Origin of the sequence: Defluviicoccus vanus (genome assembly GCF_014672695.1) — a bacterium.
In the GTDB taxonomy this organism is placed as follows: Bacteria; Pseudomonadota; Alphaproteobacteria; order Rhodospirillales; family Defluviicoccaceae; genus Defluviicoccus; species Defluviicoccus vanus.
The window spans coordinates 4,001,983-4,017,113 of the sequence record NZ_CP053923.1 but is presented as its reverse complement, the minus strand read 5'-3'; the positions used below and the strand labels follow the sequence as shown (position 1 = coordinate 4,017,113).

General features: G+C 64.6%; 8 protein-coding genes and 1 pseudogene. 4 read left to right on the top strand and 5 right to left on the bottom strand.

Annotated elements, in window-relative coordinates; all coding sequences use genetic code 11:
* Nucleotides 1-1,185 precede the first annotated feature (1,185 nt).
* Nucleotides 1,186-1,608 carry a 6-pyruvoyl trahydropterin synthase family protein gene (locus HQ394_RS18350; RefSeq protein ID WP_190261398.1) on the top strand — a complete coding sequence of 141 codons (423 nt, stop codon included), beginning with the start codon at nt 1,186-1,188 and terminating at the stop codon, nt 1,606-1,608.
* A complete protein-coding gene (locus HQ394_RS18345) occupies nt 1,605-3,518 on the top strand; it encodes a glycosyltransferase (protein WP_190261397.1) in 1,914 nt (637 codons plus the stop codon). Before HQ394_RS18350 ends, HQ394_RS18345 begins: the two co-directional genes overlap by 4 nt.
* A 24-nt stretch (nt 3,519-3,542) precedes the next feature.
* Here the strand turns inward: HQ394_RS18345 and HQ394_RS18340 are convergent, their stop codons facing one another.
* The 5 genes and pseudogenes from HQ394_RS18340 to HQ394_RS21385 all read right to left on the bottom strand — a co-directional run.
* Nucleotides 3,543-4,187, bottom strand: coding sequence for a RibD family protein (locus HQ394_RS18340; protein ID WP_190263403.1), 645 nt, complete (start codon nt 4,185-4,187; stop codon nt 3,543-3,545).
* Nucleotides 4,188-4,478: 291 nt separating this feature from the next.
* Nucleotides 4,479-6,302: a glucans biosynthesis glucosyltransferase MdoH gene (gene mdoH, locus HQ394_RS18335; protein WP_456151648.1), complete on the bottom strand. Its 1,824-nt coding sequence runs from the start codon at nt 6,300-6,302 to the stop codon at nt 4,479-4,481.
* A gap of 234 nt (nt 6,303-6,536) precedes the next feature.
* Nucleotides 6,537-6,914: a DUF2237 family protein gene (locus HQ394_RS18330; RefSeq protein WP_190261395.1), complete on the bottom strand. Its 378-nt coding sequence runs from the start codon at nt 6,912-6,914 to the stop codon at nt 6,537-6,539.
* A gap of 435 nt (nt 6,915-7,349) precedes the next feature.
* Entirely contained in the window at nt 7,350-9,575 is a 2,226-nt protein-coding gene (gene glgB, locus HQ394_RS21390; RefSeq protein ID WP_407644759.1) for a 1,4-alpha-glucan branching protein GlgB, read from the bottom strand.
* A 759-nt stretch (nt 9,576-10,334) separates the two neighbouring features.
* A pseudogene (locus tag HQ394_RS21385) lies at nt 10,335-11,096 on the bottom strand (GlgB N-terminal domain-containing protein); the annotation flags it as partial.
* A gap of 623 nt (nt 11,097-11,719) precedes the next feature.
* Between HQ394_RS21385 and hyfB the strand changes: the two are divergent.
* A complete protein-coding gene (hyfB, locus tag HQ394_RS18320) occupies nt 11,720-13,729 on the top strand; it encodes a hydrogenase 4 subunit B (RefSeq protein ID WP_190261393.1) in 2,010 nt (669 codons plus the stop codon).
* Nucleotides 13,720-14,676 carry a respiratory chain complex I subunit 1 family protein gene (locus HQ394_RS18315; protein WP_190261392.1) on the top strand — a complete coding sequence of 319 codons (957 nt, stop codon included), beginning with the start codon at nt 13,720-13,722 and terminating at the stop codon, nt 14,674-14,676. The genes hyfB and HQ394_RS18315 overlap by 10 nt, the downstream gene beginning before the upstream one ends.
* The last annotated feature ends 455 nt before the right edge of the window (nt 14,677-15,131 follow it).

Below are 15,131 nucleotides of genomic sequence, written 5' to 3'. Positions count from 1 at the left end.
CGTCACCCGACTCCGCTGATGCACTATCATCATTCTCACCTCTCGTATCCTGCGCCTCGAACATCGGCGGCTGCGCCGCATTCTGCGTTGCCGCAGCATGGCCTTTTTCTTCGCTCTATGTTGGCAACAAGGATGCGAAGTACCAGTTCGCCGAAAAAACGGTCCGAGGAGGAAGGATGGAGAGCGCAACGCCCGATACGGCGCGGGCATTCTGGGTCACGCAAGCGAATACCGGTGAGATCTNNCGCCCGGAAGCGCTGACACCCATGGCACCAGGACAGCTGACAGTGCGCACCTTGTTTACCGGGATCAGTCGCGGCACCGAGATGTTAGTGTTCGAGGGATTGGTGCCGGCGAGTCAGCATCAGGACATGCGCTGCCCCTTCCAGGCGGGCGAGTTTTCCTTCCCGATCAAATACGGCTATGCGCTGGTGGGTGAAGTGGAAGCCGGACCTGCGGCACTGCTCGGGCAGACGGTCTTCTGCCTTTGGCCGCACCAGGATCGTCTCGTGGTCGCCGCCGACGTGGTGANNTTGCCGTTCCCCCCCCAGGTGCCGGCGGCACGGGCTATCCTCGCCGCCAACATGGAGACGGCGTTGAACGGGGTCTGGGATGCTGAGATCGCTCCCGGCGATCGGGTCTGTGTCGTCGGCGCCGGTGTCGTCGGCCTCCTCGTCACCTGGATCGCCGCCCGCATGCCGGCCGTTGCGGTCACCGTCGTCGATCCCGATGCAGGCAAAGCCGCGGTGGCCCGGGCATTGGGCGGCGTCTTTCACACGTCCCCTGACGAAGAGGGTGATTTCGATGTGGTCGTGCACGCCAGTGGCAATCCGGCCGGACTCCAGACCGCGCTCTGCGTCGCCGGCGACGAAGCGACCATTGTCGAACTCAGCTGGTTCGGCAACCGCCAGGTCGAACTGGCCTTGGGCGAAGCCTTCCACTCCCGTCGCCTGACCATCCGTTCGTCACAAGTTGGCCGCATCNCCCCTCGTCGTCGTCCCCGCTGGACCCACCGCCGGCGGCTGGAAACCGCCCTGGCGTTGCTTGCCGATGACGGCCTCGATTGCCTGATCGACGGCGAAAGCTCATTTTTGAGCNTTCCGGCAGTGATGCGATCGCTTGCAGACGGATCACGTTCCGGCCTATGCCATCGTGTTCGCTATTGATCGAAGAAGGTCCCTGGCCATGTTCACGGTCTGCGTGCGTGACCACATGATGATCGCCCACAGCCTCAAGGGTGAGGTGTTCGGGCCGGCACAGCGACTGCATGGCGCGACTTACGTGGTGGACGCGGAATTTCGCCGCGCTGAGGTTGACGAAAACGGCATCGTCGTCGACATCGGCTTGGCCACGGAGGCGCTGCGGGCGATTCTCGCCAAACTGACCTACCGCAACCTGGACGACGAGCCGAGCCTGGCCGGGATCAACACCACCACCGAGGTGCTTGCCCGCTGCATCTTTGCCCGACTGCGCGAGGCGATCGTTGATGGCGCGTTGGGGCCGACGGCACGCGCGATCGAGAGTCTGAAGGTCACGCTGCGGGAGACACCCAGTGCTACAGCCTCCTATGAAGGACCACTTGCCCTCTCGCCCGTCGGCGCCGGATGAGAAGCGACGCCACAGCCACCGCCGTCCACGTCATCAGCCCGGGGCGGCTGGATACACCCACGGGTGGTTTCGTCTATGACCGGCGGATGGTTGCCGGCCTGTACGCGGCGGGCCGCTGCGCCGGCGTCATCGTTCTGCCGGGGGCGTTTCCTTCGCCGTCGCCGGCAGCCGTCGACGCGGCAGCCAAGCTGCTTACCGCGCTGGGCGACGGGAGCTGGCTGCTGGTGGACGGGCTGGCACTGACGCCACTGGCACCGCTCTTCTGCGCGGCGGCAACGCGTCTCAACCTGATCGCCCTGATCCATCATCCGCTGTGCGATGAATCGGGCCTGACGCCAGCCGCGGCGGCGGCGCTGTTCCAGCGCGAGCGGGACGCTCTTTGCTGCGTGCGCGGGGTGATTGTCACCAGCGCAACCACTGGACGGCGCCTGGCCGATTTTGCCGTGCCGGCGGATCGCATCGCCGTCGTCACCCCTGGCGCCGTCGATCGGCCGCAGCGCCGGCGCCGTGGCGGCCAAGGGAAGGCGCCGACCGAAGTGCTGTCCGTCGGCAGTCTGNATCCCCGCAAGGGCCAGGACCTGCTGCTCGCGGCCCTGGCATCGCTGCGCCATTGCCGCTGGCGAGCGAGCCTCGTCGGCGCGGCCCGCGACGCATCCTTCGCCCGCCATCTCCGGCTGCGTATCCGCGCTCTTGGCCTCGGTTGCCGGGTGAGGATCTGCGGTGCCCTGCCCGCCCATCGTCTCAACCGCTGTTACCAGCGCGCCGACCTCTTCGTGCTCGCTTCTCGCCACGAAGGCTTTGGCATGGTGTTGCCGGAAGCGCTGGCGCACGGCCTGGCGGTGATCGCCACCACTGCCGGGGCGATCCCAGAGGCCGTGCCGGCGGGATCGGCTACCCTGGTACCAAGCAATGACCTGCAGGCCTTGACGCGCGCCATGCGGCCACTGCTCTGTCGACCCACAACACGGCTGGTGGCGGCATCCCGCGCACAGCGCTTTGCCCGGCACGCCCGCCGCTGGTCCACCGCCGTCCAGGAATTCGAAACCGCGTTGNAACAGGATCATGGCTCAATGAGTGGCTTTACCGCCGAATGGCTGGCGCTGCGCGAACCCGTCGACCATCGCTCGCGCGCGCCGAAAATCAGCGCCGCCGTCCAGGAGTGGGCGACCGCCCGCTGGACACGCACCGGCCGCCCCTTGCGGATCATCGACCTGNGCAGCGGCACCGGCAGCAACTGCCGATTTCTCTCCGAGCATCTGCCGCTGCCACAATCGTGGCGGCTGGTGGACCGCGACCCCAACCTGCTCGAGGAGGCCGCCAACCGCCTCGATCGTGGCCACAACGGCCGCGGTTTGCCGCCCACCATTCTCCGGGTGGATATGGAGGTGGTCGACCTGACCACAACCGACCTGAGGGCGCTTGTCGCCGGCGCTGATCTGGTTACCGGCTCGGCGCTGTTCGACCTGATGTCGGAGCGAGCGCTACGATCGCTGCTCGCTGAGGTGGCGCGGCCCGGGCACGCCTTCCTCGCCACCTTGACCTATGACGGGCGAGTGCGCTGGGCACTGGCCGATCCGGATGACGCCCTGCTCGGCCGGCTGATCAATCAGCACCAGCTGGCGGACAAGGGTTTCGGGCCAGCGCTCGGACCGAGCGCGTGTGAACTGCTGGGTGAACTGGTGAAAGAGACGGACGGCCGGGGCAAAATCGCCGATAGCGACTGGGTGCTCGGCCCCGACGACGCGCTGCTGCAGGGCATGCTGCTTCCCACCTGGGCGCTCGCCGCCAAGGCAGTATCCCCGAATGAAGCAGCAACCATCGATGCCTGGCTGCAGCGGCGGCAAAGCGCCGTTGCCACCATCGGCAGCCTGCTTGTGGTCGGCCACCGGGATCTGTTCGCCGCCTGGTAAAGTATGGCGCCGCACCGCTGCCAGTCAGGCAAGCTGGCAGTCAAACAGGATATCCGCACCAAGCGGCTGCGGTTGCGCCACTAAGCGCAGGGCGTCATCCATGTGGGCGACGGGCGGTAGCGTGATCGCCGCGGTACCCGAGCCCAGCAGCAGCGGTGCCACGGCAATGTGCAGCCGGTCCAACCGGCGGTGACGGAGAAACAGCGACACCGTTCGCGCCCCGCCTTCAACCAGGACGACGCGCAAGCCGCGCTCGCGGAGACAGGCAAGGATATCGCCTGGATCGATTTCACCGCTGCGCACCNNTGCAGCGCCGCCACCTGAACCTGGGAGTTGGTTGCTGCCGGGTGACTGGCGTCGTCGTCGCCAACCNAGGATCAGCGTCGGCGCGCGGCCGTCGAACACTTGGGCGGCGGGCGACAGCCGCCGGTGCGGATCGATGACGACGCGGACCGGATTGGCGCCCTCGACGCGCCGCGTCGTCAGCTGCGGATCGTCCAGATGCACAGTGGACGCACCGACGATGACCGCATCCACCAGCCCGCGCAGCCGATGCAGATGATCGAGACTCTCACTGCCGTTTATGTACCGGGAGTGGCCGCTGTAGGTGGCGATGCGGCCATCAAGGGTCTGGCCCAACTGGCCAATGGTCAGCGGCCCGCGCGCCATCGCCTCGACCAGACGCAGGTAGACCGCAGTCAAGCCAGCCCCGTCGGCATCGGCAGCAAGCAGCGCCAGCCGGTCGGTGAACTCTCGATGGTTGGGTGACGACTGGGTGCGCTCGCATTCGTCGCCAATGGTCCGCGCCGCCGCCGCCAGCTCCAGCACCTCTGCCCAGACGTCCGGCCTCAGCCTGTCACCCTCCACTTGCGCCGATTGGCGGCATCGCACTCAGCCAGCAACTCTAACGAAAACGCGCGGCGATAACGATCACCTCCTGCGCGCAGCAGCGATAAACCATCAGGCGCGTCGCCGCCGACGCAAGGCGCCGGTACCTTTCGGGATAATCCAGGGACAGACGCTGCGTATCTCCACTGAATGCTCAACTTCCTCCGGCGTTGCACACAGCCGCGAGCGGACAAGCCACGCACCAACGCTGGCGCGCGACGTGAACACTGCCAGCGGGGGCGCCAGCATCAGGCCGGCAATGACCGGTGCCGCCCACGGCAGCAGCGCCGCATTAACGACGGCAAGCGACGCCAGCCATGCGGTACCGAGCAGCGTCTGCGGCCAGAGGTGGGCGAACGCCTCAGCCCAGGTGACCACGCGCCCGGTACGGATCTGGGCGCGCCAACCCGCCGCACGACGCACGATCAATCCCGCCATGAACAGCGTCTGGGCAACGCTGATGGTTGGCGCCAGCAGCATCGAGAAGACCAACTCGGAAAATGAGCCGGCAAGCAGCCGGCGTGCGCCGCCGAAGGCCAGCCGCTGGCGGCGATCGCTCAGGGCACAGGCGACGCCACACAGCTTCGGTGTCAGCGATATCAGGACGATGGCAGCGAACAGCGCTAGGCCGATGCCCGAGGCCGCGATGGCTTCGCCGCCCAGGGAGAGCTGCAGAGGGGGCGTCAGCGCTGCCGTCGGCCCGAGCAGCAGCCTCACCGTACCAAGCATCAGCAGGGCGAGCAGGCATGGCGCGTTGGTGTACATCAGAATCGCCAGGACGAGTTGGCAGCGGCTGAGCGCTGGCAATCCTGGCATGCGAAGCAGCCGGACGTACTGCAGGTTGCCTTGGCACCAGCGCAGATCGCGCTTGATGAAATCGGGCAATGTCGGCGGGTTGGCCTCGTAGCTGCCGTCTTCCAACGGCATGACGCGGACATGAAAGCCGGCGCGACGCATCAGCACCGCTTCGATCTGGTCGTGACTGAGGATAGCCCCCGCCAACGGCGACCGGCCAGCCAGCTCCGGCAGACGGCAATGCGCCATGAACGGTGCCAGGCGGACGATGGCGTTGTGCCCCCAGTAGGGGCCGCAGTCGCCCTGCCACCAGGCGCTGCCGACAGTGTACACCCGCATGCCGTGGCGCATACCGAACTGAAACAGCCGGGCGAAGGCGCTTGACGACGGCAGGCCAACCACCAGCGTCTGCAGGATACCAAGCTCGGGATTCGCCTGCATCAGCCGGACCAGCCGCAGCAGCGCCGAACCGGTCATCACACTGTCGGCATCGAGGACGATCATAAGATCGTAGTCTTGACCCCATTGATCGCAAAAGTCGCGAATGTTGCCTGCCTTGAAACCGTGGTTGTCCACCCGCCGCCGGTAGTGCATGCGCCGGTGCGACAGCTTGGTCTGCGCTTGCCATTCGGCAAACAGTCGCGCCTCGTGCTGCGCCAGGACGTCATTGCGGCTATCGCTGAGAACGAACAGGTCGAAGGCATCGCCGTGGCCGGTTGCATCGAGGCTGGCGATGACCGTCTGCAGATGGCGGAAGACAAGACCTGGGTCTTCCTCGTGAATGGGGACGACGATGGCAACGCGTGCGCTGAGTGGCGCAGTCCCGCCTGGCATGGCCAGCGGCAGGACGNNCGCTGCAGGCCACCGGCGTCGGCAATGNAGGATCGCGGCACCGATCACCGCATTCCAAAACCCCACCACCAGCCACGGCAGCGTGGCGGTGAACACTCCCAGCATCGCCAGTTCGATCCAGCCAAGGCCATTGCCGCCCAGCGCCAAGGCGAAGGCAGCGACGAGACAAAGCATGGTCGCCACAACCAGCAGCACGAAAGCGGCGCGACGCCGGCGAAGATTGACCCTAGCAGCTGAGTGGGGAGGCAACGGCGGCGTGTCGAGTTGGTCGGCCGTCGGTGAACGCTCATCGCGATTGGACAACGGTCGACCTCGTTATTTAGGCAGATTTCGGCGCTGCGCCAGACACCGTTCAGGTCGGCGGATCGAGGACAATGGACAACGGATGACATGGTCGGTCGCGACGTGACCATCCGCTTCGATCTGCGGGCGAACCGCCGACCGTAAGGTTGCGTCCGTGCTTGCCGGCAATGCGCACTCCGGTCAGTGCAGATCAATCGCTGCCGCCTTCAGGTCACTCAGCGGAACGAGTGCAAGGGCACCCTCGTGCGTTGCGCGGAGAATCACCGGCGGCGCCACACCAGCATCGAGCGCTTCGAGCCAGCGGGCGGCGCAGAGACACCAGCGGTCGCCGGGCATCAGGCCGGGGAAGCCCACTTCGGGGCGCGGCGTGGTAAGATCGTTGCCTTGCGCCTTGCTGAAGGCAAGAAACTCGGCCGTCATCTCGGAACAGACAAGATGGACCCCCACATCCGACGGGTGCGCCTCGCAGCAGCCATCGCGGAGGAATCCCGTCATTGGTGACGTCGAACAGATCGCCAGCGCCTCACCGAGTACGTTCCGATCGTCGTTCTGCTGCATGCATTGCACTCCCCTGCGACCTGTTGCACGCCGACCATGCGGACGGAGTCCACGGCGCTCGCTGCCAACGCGGCAGAGCCTGTGCCAGCGTCAACGTAACGCCCCTCCTGACCTAAACAAGGGCTTAACGACCGCAGACGGGCTTAATTTTGGTGAGAACGACGGCGAGAGTAGGCAAACATCGCCACCTATCGGTATCGGCCGCGCGGATCTGGGTGGCTGGGGTTACTTCGGTTACATCGATGGCCAAGCAAACAGGCAGCGCACCGAAGACACCTTCGGGACGGGAAAGGTGGTAGCCCGGCTTCGTCAGCCGTGCGTCCGAACCGCTTTGCGCCTCGCGGTTGCGGAGGCCGATAGGGCTTACGACGGGGAGCCGGGCTACCCTTGGGTATCGATACCGCCTGCAAGACGTAAGCAATGTTCGAGGCCGCATCAAGTGCGATCAACAAACTCATTCGTTGCCGCGATGTTTGCCGCCGCCGGTTTGAGTACCACTGCCGACAAGGCTGCCAGAGGCAGCCGCAGCGAAAAGGCCTGTCCGCTGGCGCCAAACTCATCGGCGACCAGCTGCTGGCCNGGTGCGGGGGTGGCAAAGCCGCCAAAGCGCGCCTCATTGCTGTCGAGCAGAATCTCGTAGGTGACCGGGTAAGGGATGCCCAGACGATGATCTGGCCGCGAGACAGCAGAGAAATTGAATACGAATACGAGTGCATTACGCGGATCACGCGCCTTACGGGCGAAAGCGAGGATGCTATTCTCCGCGTTGCCCACCTCCAGCCACTCGAATCCGGCACCGCGAAAGTCGGCTTCGAAGTACGCGCGCTCGATTCGATAGAGATGGTTGAGGCTGGCGACAAACTCCTTCAGGCGTTGATGCCCTGGCTGCTGCAGACGTGCCCAGTCGAGTTCGCCGGCCTCGCTCCATTCGGCCGGCTGCCCGAACTCCTGTCCCATGAACAGGAGTTTTTTACCGGGATGCGACCACATGTAGGCGTACAGCAAGCGTAGATCTNNCGCCAGCCGCTCCCAATCATCACCCGGCATCTTGGTGAACAGCGAGCCCTTCATGTGCACGACCTCGTCGTGCGACAACGAGAGTATGAAGTTTTCATCAAAGGCATAGACGAGGCTGAAGGTCAGCCGGTGGTGATGGTGGCGACGCTCCTCCGGCGGCCGGCTCATGTAGGCCAGAGTGTCGTGCATCCAACCCATATTCCACTTGAAGCCAAAGCCGAGACCGCCCTCGTCCGTCGGCCGTGAGACCTTGGGCCACGAGGTAGATTCTTCGGCAATCATCATCGTGCCCGGAAAGCGGGCATGGACAACGGCGTTGGTGTGCTTGAGAAACTCGATCGCTTCGAGATTCTCCCGGCCGCCATACTTGTTGGGAATCCAGTCGCCAGGTTTTGGCCGGGAGTAGTCGAGATAGAGCATCGACGCGACGGCATCGACCCGCAGCCCGTCGAAGTGATAGTGCTCGAGCCAGAACAGCGCGTTGGCGATGAGGAAGTTCTCCACCTCATGCCGCCCATAGTTGAAGATCAGCGTTCCCCAGTCGCGATGTTCGCCCTGACGCGGGTCGGCATGTTCGTAGAGATGGGTGCCGTCAAACCAGGCCAACGCGAACGCATCCTTGGGGAAATGCCCAGGGACCCAGTCGAAGATAACGCCGATGTCGTTCTGGTGGCAGGCGTCGATAAACTCCATCAGCTCTTCCGGGCGGCCGTAGCGGGCGGTCGGTGCATAATAGTTGGTAACCTGATAGCCCCAAGACGGCTCATAAGGATGCTCGGCGATGGGCAGCAGCTCAATGTGGGTGAACCCCATCTCCTTAACGTAGGGAATCAGCCGCTGGCGAAGATCGGTGTAAGTGGCCCGTCCCGTCTTCGCATCGCGCCGCCAGGATCCGAGATGAAGCTCGTAAATGCTGACTGGCTCCTCCCAGACCCGTGACCGCTGCCGCCGCTCAATCCACGCCTTGTCGCCCCACTGATAGCGCCGTTGCGGCTCGTAGACGATGCTGGCGTTGGTGGGAGGCAGTTCGGTGTGAAAGGCGTACGGATCGGCCTTCACGTAGGTGTGGCCGTTCCGGGCACGAATTTCGAACTGGTAGACTTCGCCCTCGCTGATCTCCGGAATAAAAATTTCCCACACCCCTGACGTCCCGAGGCGGGTCATCTGGTGGTAGCGGCCGTCCCAACAATTCATCGCGCCAACGACGCTTACGCCTTCGGCATTGGGGGCCCAGACAGCGAAACCGATGCCGGCGACGCCATCGACGGTGCGGCAATGCGCGCCGAGCTTATCGTAAATGCGGTAATGGTTGCCCGAGTTGAACAGGTGCTGATCGAAGGCAGTGACGCCGTAGTTGGTAAACGCATAGGGATCGAGAATGGCGCGGGAGGCAGACGANCGCTCCTTGACCAGATACCGATAGGCCTGCTGTGCGTTGGCCGCATCGATCATCGTCTCGAATAAGCCGTCGGGATGAATTTTNTGCAGTTCCCGGATGATGCCGGGCTCAGCATCACTGCGCAGCAGCACCTGTTCTGCCCGCGGCTGCAGGGTGCGTCGCGGCACTGCCGCTATCGTCGCCACCGCAGCCGGACGCAGCAGGGCACCCGGGTCCGGATGCCGCGCCCGCATCAATCGCTCCATCTCCGCCGCAGGCAGTTGAAGGGACGCATACATCAATGGCGCCGCCTGGTCTGCGGCGGTTGGCGGCGCCAATCGCTCCCGNAGCCTCCGCAGGTGGGCACTGGTGGCTGAGGGGGTGCGGATCACCGCCTCCCGGCCTGCCGTCAACTGCGGTTCGAGCAAGCGAAGCTCCGCCAGCAGACCGGCAACCAGCGGATCGCTGCGCCAGCCGTCGGCATGGTAGCGATCGGCCCAGAAGGCTGCCTGCGACAGCAGGACACTGCGCACCTCGCCCTTGTTGACCGCGAAACGAGATGCCGCAGTCTTCTCCGTCACCGGCGCCGACGGGCGGACGTCTTCGTATACGGGAGTGCCGTCGAACCAGCACAGGTCGTCGAGTCCCGCCGGCAGCTGCGATTGAAAGGCGGGAACAATCACGCCAAGCCCGGCGGCATGAGTGAGATCGACGAATTCCATCAGGTCTTCGGGCATGCCTTGGGCGTTGCCGGGTGCGAACAGGCTGGCGCTGCCCCACAGTCCTGGCGCCTGCGAGGTCAACTCCACATGGGTGTAGCCATCGGCGGCGATGCGCCGCAGCGCTCCCGCGCTGACCAGCGCCGCCAGCGATGTCGCGTCCAGGTCGAGCGGGTAAATGGCAAAGCCAGGCACTCTTGCGCGGTCGTGCGGCCAGCGCGCATCGAGCCAGCCATGCCCCCAATCAATATCGTGCACGATCGACGCGGTGTCTGGCGGTGATTCGCTGCGGAAGGCGAAGGGGTCGGATTTCAAAAACGTACCGCCGCCAGGCGCCCTGATCTCGTACTTGTAGAGATCACCCTCCCCGGCACCGGGGATAAAGATTTCCCAGACGCTGCTTCCTTGGTGGCGCTGCATCGGATGGCAGCGTCCGTCCCAGTGGTTGAAGGAGCCGACGACACTGACACGCTCCGCCTTTGGCGCCCACACAGCGAAGCGTACGCCCGACACCTGTTGGACCCGCAGCACATGCGCGCCCAGCTTGTCGTAGAGCCGTGTGTGACGGCCCTGCGCAAACCATGCGGCGTCATCCGCCCCGAAGGCGAACCGGCTGAAGGCGTATGCATCGCGCCAGGAATGCTGGTGCCCGTCGGCATCGAAGCTGACGAACTCGTAGGCGAAGCCTTCACCCGGATCACTGATGACACCCACAAACAGGCCGGCAGGATCAAGCCGTTGCATGGGCAGTGGTTCCGCTGCCGGCTGCAGCGCTCGAACGAAGAGTTGCCGCGCNGGTCGGGGGGCAAAGGCGCGGACGGTAACTTGCTTGCGGTCTGCGGCGAAGTGCGGCCCAAGGACGCTGTGCGGCGCATCGTGGCGGAGTTCCAGCAGCCGTTGCACGTCACCGGCGGCCAACGGCAGCGGCGTCAAGGCACGCGCCACCGGCGCGCTGGCGCGGTTGCCGGCAGTGCTCCCGGGGTCGGATTGTTCACGCCTGTTTGCCGCGTCACCCGTCCCCACGTCTGACGGTGACAATTGCGACAGGGGTCCCGGACTTTTCGCCATCTGCCCATCCCACGCACTGTGCATATCGCACCACGCCGTCGGCGCCGTCGGCTCTGCCTCAGCGGCAACCGGCGGCAAGCCGATCGCGGTGCACGAATCATCATACTGCCGAGTCGAGGCGACTCGCGTTATCCGCCTCTTGGTGCGGCTCGGCGCCCATTACGCACCTGCACAAAAAGCCTAGTGACCGGGCACAGACGGGTCAAGGCTGGAGGGCGCAACAAGACAACGACAGCCCCTAATCCATAACTGATCAATCAATAAACGCCGCCAATACCCCGTCTCGCAGCTGCGGAACTTGCGATAACCGGTCGCTTGATCGTGGCCAGCCTCTGATCCTGCAAGCCAATATATTGCAAGGGCATGGCACAGCGTTGCTGCCTGCTAAGCCTTCGGGCGATAGGCGCGACGGCCGATACTCGACTCATTCCGGTTGATTTCTTTTTGCCGGGTGGTGCAGACAACATCAGCACGTTTCCGGATGAACTCTCTTCATTCGACCGTATCGGTCGCATTTCAGACGATACCCCGCCGTGGGTCAGAGGAAGGGATGACATGCCAACGCTACAGACACCGCCTCGAACCGGAGCCTATGACGCCCGGAGCCCAGGAAATGATCTGAGATGGCACTGACCCTGATCCTCGCCTGCATTGCCGCGCTTTTTCTGCTTGCCCCTGTCGCCATCACGATTCGCGCCGGTGCGGTGGCACGACCGGTCGTCTACGGCTTGTCCGCCACCGCATGCAGCATCCTGTTGATTGCCGCCGCGCCAACGCTGCTGGGCGGTGACACCTTGGTGCAAATCCTGCCGCTCGGCATTCCCTGGATCGGTGCGCATCTACGCCTCGATGCGCTGGCCGCTTTCTTCCTCGTCGTCGTCAATCTGGGCGGGGCCATTGCCAGCCTCTACGCGATCGGCTACGGCAGGCATGAAGCGGCGCCGGAGCGCGTGCTGCCGTTTATCCCGGCGTTTCTCGCGGCGATGAATCTGGTGGTCATCGCCGACGATGCCTTCGTCTTCCTGTTCGCCTGGGAACTGATGTCGCTCACTTCGTGGGCACTGGTCATGACCGACCATCGCGACGGCGGCAGCCGCCACGCCGGCTACGTCTACTTGGTGATGGCCAGCTTCGGTACGCTCTGCCTGCTGCTCGCCTTCGGCCTCCTCGCCGGCAGCCATGGCGGTTACAGCTTCACCACGATGCGGCTCAGTACGCTGGCGACCGGCCTGCAACCTGTGCTCCTGCTATTGGTTCTGCTCGGCGCCGGATCGAAGGCGGGGATTGTCCCCTTGCACGTCTGGTTGCCGCTGGCGCATCCGGCGGCGCCCAGTCATGTCTCGGCGCTGATGAGCGGGGTAATGACGAAGGTGGCCGTTTACGGCTTGATCCGGATCGTTTTCGACTTGGCCGGCCCGACCGCGTGGTGGTGGAGCATCGTCGTGCTGGTGGTGGGCGCGATCACCGCGGTGCTGGGCGTGCTGTATGCGCTGATGCAACACGACCTGAAGCGGCTCCTCGCCTACCACACGGTGGAGAACATCGGCATCATCTACATCGGCCTCGGACTGGCGCTCGCTTTTCAGGCCAACCAGATGGCCTTCGGTGCCGCCCTCGCCCTGACCGCAGCCCTGTTTCACGTCCTCAATCATTCGCTGTTCAAAAGCTTGCTGTTCCTCGGCACCGGTGCGGTGCTGACCGCCACCGGCCACCGCGACATGGAGCGACTGGGCGGCCTGATCCATCGCATGCCGGTGACGGCGCTGACGTTTCTGATCGGCTGCGCGGCGATTTCGGCCTTGCCGCCGCTGAATGGCTTTGTCTCCGAGTGGCTGACCTTCCAGGCAATTCTGCTCAGCCCCGCCTTACCGCAGTGGGGATTGAAATTTCTCGTCCCCGCCGTCGGCGCTTCCCTGGCGCTCTCCGCCGCCCTCGCCGCCGCATGCTTCGTCAAAGCCTTCGGGGTGACCTTTCTCGGCCGCCCACGTTCGCCCGAAGCCGCCGTCGCCCGCGAGGTGGACGTCTTTTCCACCGGCACGATGATCGGGCTCGCCGTGCTTTGCCTTCTTGCCGGCGTACTTCCAGGCCTCATCGTCGATGCCCTGTCGCATGCCGTCGCCGAACTTGCCGGCGGCACCCGCCTGCCGCCGCAATCGACCCTGCCATGGTTGTCGCTGATCCCGGTTTCGGCCGCCAGGAGCTCCTACAACGGCTTGCTGCTGCTGATCTTCATCGTCTGCACCGCATCGCTGATCGCTGTTGCGGTCCACCGTTTCGCCTCGCGGGCGGTACGACGAGCGGCAGCATGGGATTGCGGCTTCCCCGATGCGAGCCCGGCAACGCAATACACCGCCGGTAGCTTCGCCCAACCGATCCGCCGCGTCTTCGGTCGCCTCGCCTTCCGCGCGTCGGAACGAGTCGAGATGCCGGAGCCAGGCCGACTGGAGGCCGCCCGGCTGCATGTCAAGGTGCACGATCTGATCTGGCAGTGGCTGTTCGTCCCCATCGCCAAGGCCGTCAACGTCGCCTCCATCCGTTTGAACAGGCTGCAGTTTCTGACCATCCGAAGTTACCTGGGGCTGGTGTTTGCTGTCCTGGTCATTCTCCTGGCGGGTCTCGCCCTATGGCAGTAGTCAACGACATCATCATTCAGGCGCTGCAGATGCTGCTGGTGGTGGCGGTCGCCCCCGGGCTGACCGGCTTCGTCCGCTGGGTCAAGGCCCGCCTGTTGCGTCGAAGGGGACCGTCACTGCTGCAGCCCTATCGCGATCTCTATCGCCTACTGCGCAAGGAGGTCGTCCTCGCCGAGAGCAGTTCCTGGCTGTTCCGTGCCGTTCCTTACATGACCTTTACCGCCATCTGGGTCGCGGCAGCGCTGATCCCGACCTTTGCCACCGGAACGATGTTCAGCTGGTCGGCTGACATGATCGCCATCGTCGCCCTGCTTGGTACGGCGCGGTTCTTCCTCGCACTTGCCGGCCTCGACGTGGGCACCAGCTTCGGTGGCATCGGCTCAAGCCGAGAGATGATGATCGCATCGGTCGCCGAGCCGGCGATGCTGATGGCGGTATTCACCCTATCGCTGCTCGCCGGTTCGACCCAGCTCTCGTCGGTGGCCCATTTCATGCTCACCCAGCACGTCGGCCTGCGCATCTCGCTCGGCCTCGTCCTGGTGGCGCTGCTCATCGTCGCCGTCGCCGAGAACGCCCGCATTCCGGTGGACAATCCGGCGACGCACCTCGAACTGACGATGGTGCACGAGGCGATGGTTCTCGAGTATTCCGGCCGTCACTTGGCGATGATCGAAGCAGCGGCGTTTCTCAAGCTGCTCCTCTATGCGTCGCTGCTAGCCTGCGTTTTCCTGCCCTGGGGTACCGCCGCCGTCGGCGACGGCCCTGTCGCGTACGGCATCGGCATCGTCGCCTATCTCGCCAAGCTCACCATCGCTGGCGGGCTGCTTGCCGTGTTCGAGACGTCGATCGCCAAGATGCGGGTATTCCGCGTCCCAGAGTTTCTGGGGGCGGCGCTGATGCTGGGGTTGCTTGGCACCCTGCTGCTCTTCGTCTCGCGGAGCCTGTGATGCACAGTCTCGCCTTTGACGTCTCGCATCTGTTGGCCGGCAGCCTGGTGTTGCTCAGCCTGATGCTGCTCTACCAGGATCGGCTCTACAGCCTCATTCGCGTGTTCGCCCTCCATGCCATCACGCTTGCCCTTGCCGTCGCCTGGCAGGCCATGGTTCAGCACGCCNCCCACCTTTACGTAACCGCGTTGATTGCACTGCTGTTCAAGGGGATGGTGATCCCCTACGCCCTGCACCGGATCGTCGAACGGCTCGGCATCGGTCGGACGATCGAAACGGTTGTCGGCATCGGCCCGACCATGCTGGTGGGCATCAGCCTCGTCGCACTGTCGATCATGGTGATTTTGCCAGTAACCGAACAGGCAGATGCGCTGACCAAGGAGGATCTGGCCTTTGCGCTTTCCGTCGTGCTGCTTGGCCTGCTGATGATGGTCACCCGCCGCAATGCGGTCAGT